The following is a 6073-nucleotide window of genomic DNA, read 5'->3' on the forward strand; positions in this document are numbered from 1 at the left end:
CTTCTCTCCGAGCTTATCAGATCCGCCTTCCGGCTTTTTCCGACTCGCTCTCGGTGTTTCCAACCTTACCAGGTCTTCCGCACCGCTTCGGCCTCAGGAGGCCTTCGCCGTATCGGACCTGACGGCCCGTCCGACGTGTTGAACTTTAGCTCAGCTCCGCCCCGAAAGGCGAATCCGGCCCACTCTCAAGAATTACCGGCACAGCAAAACAAACCCGCCCCGGAAACGCACGAAAAGGCATGCGCGCCGAAGCCGACGATCTCACTGAGGATGGTTTTTCAAAGGAGTGGCTGCTCTCGGGACCGTCCGCTCAGAGCTCGCGTCCGGTGCTCCCTGACAGGCAGCTCGAAGAACACTAGACCTCTTCGAGCTCCGAGTCAACCGCCGATGTCAGGCAGGGCTGCCCGGCCTCGTCGGTGCCGTCGGTCGGCAGCTGGAAGGCGAGCACGGCCACGTCGTCGTCGTGTTCGGCCGTCACCCCCATGGCTCGCAGCAGTCGGGCGCAGACCACCTCGGGTGACCCGACGGCGCCGGCCAACGTCCGGGAGAGCAGGCCCAGGCCCTGGTCGATGTCCTGGTCCCGGCGCTCGACCAGGCCGTCGGTGTAGAGGACTCCGGTGGTGCCGGGGAGCAGGCGCAGGGTGTGCGAGCTGTGGCTGCCGTCGCCGGTGCCGAGCGGCGGGCCGTTCTGCTGCTCGCCCTGGAGCACGGCGCCGTCGGGGGCGCGGAGCATCAGCGGCAGGTGGCCGGCGGAGGCGTAGGTGAGGGTGTGGGCCGGGGGGTCGTAGACGGCGTAGACGCAGGTGGCGATCTGGTTGGCGTCGATCTCCATGGCGATGCCGTCGAGCAGGGTCATCACCTGGTGCGGCGGCAGGTCGAGGCGGGCGTAGGCGCGCACGGCGGTGCGCAGCTGTCCCATCACGGCGGCGGCGCGCAGCCCGCGGCCCATCACGTCGCCGATCACCAGGGCGGTGCGCCCGGCGGGCAGGCCGATCACGTCGTACCAGTCGCCGCCGACCGCGGCCTCGGCGCCGCCGGGCCGGTAGGTGGCGGCGACCCGCAGGTCGGCGGGCTGCTCCAGTTCCTGCGGCAGCAGGCTGTGCTGCAGGGTGACGGCCGCCTCGCGCTGCTTGCGCTCGGCCTCCCGCAGCCGGGTGGCGACGGCGACCTGGTCGGTGACCTCGGCGGCGTAGATCAGCACACCGACGGCGGGCCGGGCGTGGCCGTCCTTGGTGCAGACCCGTTCGGTGGAGTGCAGCGGCACGCAGGACACGTTGAAGCAGTGGCGGCGGTCGGCGGTGCTGCGCGCCTTGACGCTGCGGCCGCGCCCGCTGCGCAGTACCTGGTCGAGCAGCGGGAGCAGGCCGAGCTCGGCGAGCTCGGGCAGGGCTTCGTCGGCGGACGCGCCGTTGGCACGGGTGCCGAAGAGTTCGCGGTAGGCGTCGTTGGCGTAGCCGAGGCGGTGCCGGCTGCCGTAGGTGATCACCACGGGGGCGGGCAGCCGGCCGAGCACGTCGCGCAGGTCGTAGAGCTCGTGCAGGTCGAGCAGCTGATCGGGTCCGGGCAGGCCGGAGGGGCCGAGCGGGTCGCGGGGCCCGGGGAGGGCGACCTGGTCGTCCTTGGGCGGTGCGACACGCCACGGCGCTCCGGTGAGCCGCGCACTCCAGCGCATGAGGTTCAACCGATCGTCGCTTTCCTCGGGGCTCCCGCCGCTCCGGATTCCGCCGGGGGCCACTCGGTCCGTCACGGTTCGTACTGATGTCCATACTGGCCGTGACGGGGCTTCACGCAGATCCTGTCAGGTGAAGGCCGGGTTCCGGAAGTCGTAGGTGTGTTGGTCGTGTTGTACGGCACGTCGACTGGCCGTCGTTCAAGGTACGTGCGGGCCGGATGCGAACAGCCCGCCCAGCAGCCAGTCGGCGAGGATCCGCACCCGCCGCTCGGCGCTCGGCACCCGGCGCAGCGTGCGGGCGCGGTGCACCAGCCACGCGCGGCGGCCGGTGAGGCGGCGCCCTCCGGCGTGCGCGACGGCGTTGCGCAGCCCGAGTGAGGCGGAGGCCTCGCCGGGCTCGGGGCGGTAGGGCTGCGATGCCGCGCCGGCCCGGGCGGCCAGCAGGTTGCCGGCCAGCAGCTCGGCCTGTGCCAGGGCGTGTTGGGCGCCGCGCCGGCAGTAGGCGTCCGGCGGGGCGGGCACGGCCGCGCAGTCCCCGGCCGCCCAGGCGCCGGGCAGTGGCCCGCCGTCGGGTCCGACCACCTGCAGGGTGTCCAGGCAGCGCACCCGGCCGTCGTCGGCCAGCGGCAGGTCGGTGGCGGCGAGCAGCGGGGCGGGGCGGGCTCCCGCCGTCCAGACCAGGGTGCGGGCGGCGAACTTGCTGCCGTCGGAGAGCACCAGCAGGCCGTCGTCGGCGGATTCCAGGGTGGTGCCGAGCCGGACGTCGACGTTCCGGTCACGCAGTTGCTGGAGGGCGTACTCGGCGAGTTCGGGGTCGGCCTCCGCGAGGATCCGGTCATCGGCCTCGACCAGCACCCAACGCAGGTCCTCCGGCTGGATGTTGGGATAGTCGCGGAGCACCCGCCCGACCAGGTCGGCCAGTTCGGCGAGGGCGCTGACGCCGCCGTAGCCGGCTCCGACGAAGACGAAGGTCAGGGCGGCGTGCCGGAGTTCGACGTCCCGGGTGGTGGAGGCCAGGTCCAGCTGGTCGAGCACCCGGGTGCGCAGGGCGAGCGCCTCGCCGACCGTCTCGAAGCCGAGGCCGTGGTCGGCGAGCCCGGGGATCGGCTGGGCGCGGCAGCTCGCGCCGACCGTCAGAACCAGTTCGTCGTACGGGAGTTCGACCTCGATGCCGTCCTGCGGTGCCAGCCAGGCGAGTCGGCGGCCGTGGTCGATCCGGGCGATCCGGGCGGTCAGCACCCGGCAGTCGGGCAGCGCCGGACGCAGCGGCACCACCACGTGCCGGGGGTCGATGGCGCCGGCGGCCACCTCGGCGAGCAGCGGACGGTACGTCAGGTAGGGTGCGGCCTCGACCAGGGTGATCTCCGCCCGGCCGGACCGCAGGTCCTGCTGGAGTTCCCGCTGGAGCCGCTGGGCGCTGGTGAGCCCGGCACAGCCGCCGCCCACGATCAGGATCCGGATGGTGCCACCCCCTGTCGATGTGACCTGGTTCACGCAACCATGACGCCCCGACCAAGGGGCTCTTGTCCACACTCCGGACCGGATTGCCCCAGTCGGCGCACTGTCAACCGTCACCCCGGGTGGTGAATCCATTACGGCCTGATTTACCGTTGGCCGACCAGCCCGACTGTCCCACGCTGAAACGGGGAAGGGTAGTCCGCGGATGATCCCTACTCGGATGTGGTGCGGGCCGTGCGGGTCCGGCGCGGGGGCCGGGTGCTGGGGCCGGACCCGTGGGCAGGTCACGGGCGGCTGCGACGACTACGCGCTAGGAGCCCGAAGCAGGCTCCTCCGGGGGAGGGTTGGGGATGATGGATCAGGATCAGTTGCTGGGCGAGTCGGCGATGCCGCAGGCCGGATCGCACACCGTGCCGGAGCAGCGCACACCGGAGCCGGGGCCGGCGTCCGTCCCGGCGTCGACCGAGGTACCGCCCCGCGCCGAGGATCGGCGGGCCACCCGGCTGCGGGTGGACGCACGGCGGAACCTGGAGAGCGTGCTGCGGGCGGCCCGCGAGGTCTTCGGCGAACTCGGGTACGACGCACCGATGGAGGAGGTCGCCCGGCGGGCCGGTGTCGGGGTCGGCACGGTCTACCGGCGGTTCCCGAGCAAGGAGGTGCTGGTTCAGCGGATCGCCGCCGAGGAGGTGGCCTGGCTCACCGCCCGGGCCCGGGAGGCTCTTTACGGGCCGGCCGGTCCATGGGAGGCACTGGCCGGGTACCTGGCCACCGCGGTCGGCACCGGCGCGGGCCGGCTGCTGCCGCCGGAGGCGTTCAGCTACGCCGAGGAGCTGGCTCGGGTGCCCGAGCAGCGGCTCTCTCCGGACGCCTACGGGTACGGCCACCCGAGCACCGAGGAACAGCCCGCTTCGAGCACCGGCGCGCCGCACGCGGACCCGCGGCTGCTGCTGCAGCTGCTGGCCGCACTGGTGGCCAGGGCCGCGGCGGCGGGTGAACTCCGGCCCGGGGTCACGGTGTCGGAGATCGTGCTGGTGCTGACGGCCGCGGTGCCGCCGGCGATCGGACGGGCCGTGGAGCCGCCGGGTGCGGGTGCGGACCCGGGCGAACGGCTGCTGCGGATCCTGCTGGACGGCTTGCGGGCGGCCTGATCGGCGCGCCTGCTCGTCGGGCTCCGCCGTCGGTGCCATGCTGTGCGGCGCGCGTGTTGACGTGCGCGCGCCGCGGCGTGCTCGGCGCCGCCCCGGTGCGGAACGGCTCGCGTCGGGGCGGGCGGACCGCTGCCCGGGCGCTCCCTCCAAAGGGGGGTCGGGTCGTTGACGGCTACCGGCGTCAGCGCCCCTATGCCATCCTTTGCCCGTGGTTGGAGCCATTGTCCCGGTGCGCGCCGTTGTCGGCAGTGCGGCGGCGCACGTCCGGTGGCACGTCCGGCGGCCGAGTGCGCCCCCGGCGGGCGCCTGGCGGGGCGGCACGCCACGGGACGGAGACGGCGCGGGCGGATCGGGCGAGGCGAGCTGATGAGTGCCGAGGAGCAGAACGAGCGCAGCGCCGAACCCGGCGCCCAGGCCCCGGCCGGCCAGGTGCCGGGCCAGGGCGGCGCCCCGGTCCGGGAGTCGCTCGCCCAGTCCCCCGACGGCCAGGGGCCCGACGGACCGGCACCCGACGGCCCGTCGCCGGCCGACTCACCGACGGGCTCATCGACGAGCTCACCGACGGGCTCACCGACGAGCGAGGCTCAGGCCCAGCCCCGGGTGCCCGGCCAGGCGGTGGCCGGGCAGGGCGGGGTGATGCCGGAGGCGTTCGTGGCGCACCTGCCCGGCAGCCCGGCCGACTTGGCCGCCGCGCAGCCCGAACTCACGGGCCCGCTCGCCAAGGTGCCCCCGCCGGCCGATCCGGTGGACGGCGACCGGCCGCCCTCCGACGCCGAGTTGACCGCCCTGGTGCGGGCCGGCGACGACTCCGCCTACGAGGAGCTCTACCGCCGGCACGTCGAGGCGGTGCGCCGCTATGCGCGCAGCTGCTGCCGCGACAGCTTCACCGCCGAGGACTTGGCCGGCGAGGTCTTCGCCCGCACCCTGCAGGCGCTGAAGGCCGGCAAGGGCCCGGAGTTCGCCGTCCGCGCCTATCTGCTCACCGCGGTGCGCAATGTGGCCGCCGCCTGGGGCCGTACCGGGCAGCGTGAGCAACTGATCGACGACTTCGGTGCGTTCGAGCAGTCCGCCACCGGTGCCGCCATCGACTTCGACCTGGCCGACCCGGGCGCCGACGCCTGGGCCATGGCGATGGCCGACCGCCGCATGGTGATGCGGGCCTTCGTCGAACTGCCCGAGGACGACCGGCTGCTGCTCTGGCACACCGAGGTCGAGCAGGAGTCACCGAAGACGGTCGCCGTGCTGCTCGGCAAGACGGCCAACGCCACGGCGGTGCAGGCGCACCGGGCCCGCTCCCGGCTGGCCGCCGCCTTCCTGCAGGCGCACGTCTCCGGCAGTCAGGAGCAGGGCTGCGAGGAGTACGCCAACCGGCTCGGCCAGTACGCCCGGGGGGCGTTGCGCAAGCGGGCCTCGACCGAGGTCGGCAACCACCTGCGCGACTGCGAGAAGTGCACCGCCGCGCTGCTGGAGCTGGTGGACATCAACCACGCGCTGCGGCTGGTGCTGCCCGGCGGTGTGCTGGTGTGGATCGGCGCGGGCGCGTTCTCGGCGGTCGCCGCGGCGCTCGGGGCCGGCGCGGTGGCGGGCGGCGCGGCTGCCGGTGGGGCCGCTGCGGCGGCGAGCGCGACGGGCGGTACGACGGCTGGGGCCGGGGCGGTCGGTGGTGCTGCGGGGGCGGCTGGTGGTGCTGCTGGCGCGGCCGGTGCGGGTGCGGCGGGCGCGGCCGGTGGTGGGTCAGGCGCCGGCGGTGCGGGTGCGGCGGGCGCGGCCGGTGGTGGGTCAGGCGCCGGCGGTG

General features: G+C 74.3%; 3 protein-coding genes and 1 pseudogene. 2 read left to right on the forward strand and 2 right to left on the reverse strand.

The features are described from left to right. Positions 1-442 precede the first annotated feature (442 nt). Both P3T35_RS40090 and P3T35_RS40095 read right to left on the reverse strand, forming a co-directional pair. A pseudogene (locus P3T35_RS40090) lies at positions 443-1681 on the reverse strand (PP2C family protein-serine/threonine phosphatase); the annotation flags it as partial. A 189-nt stretch (positions 1682-1870) separates the two neighbouring features. Beyond that, positions 1871-3166: an FAD-dependent oxidoreductase gene (locus P3T35_RS40095; protein ID WP_280709829.1), complete on the reverse strand. Its 1296-nt coding sequence runs from the start codon at positions 3164-3166 to the stop codon at positions 1871-1873. Positions 3167-3480: 314 nt separating this feature from the next. Between P3T35_RS40095 and P3T35_RS40100 the strand changes: the two genes are divergently transcribed. Beyond that, positions 3481-4278 carry a TetR/AcrR family transcriptional regulator gene (locus P3T35_RS40100; protein WP_280709831.1) on the forward strand — a complete coding sequence of 266 codons (798 nt, stop codon included), beginning with the start codon at positions 3481-3483 and terminating at the stop codon, positions 4276-4278. 366 nt (positions 4279-4644) lie between these two features. Further along, a partial coding sequence (locus P3T35_RS40105) for a sigma-70 family RNA polymerase sigma factor (protein WP_280709833.1) occupies positions 4645-6073 on the forward strand: 1429 nt, incomplete at its 3' end.

Origin of the sequence: Kitasatospora sp. GP30, assembly GCF_029892145.1 — a bacterium.
Lineage (GTDB): Bacteria > Actinomycetota > Actinomycetes > Streptomycetales > Streptomycetaceae > Kitasatospora > Kitasatospora acidiphila.

What these genes read in the sequence shown, in the direction of transcription:
- P3T35_RS40100 (WP_280709831.1), top strand. Translation starts at nt 3,481, where the DNA reads ATGATGGATCAGGATCAGTTGCTGGGCGAGTCGGCGATGCCGCAGGCC.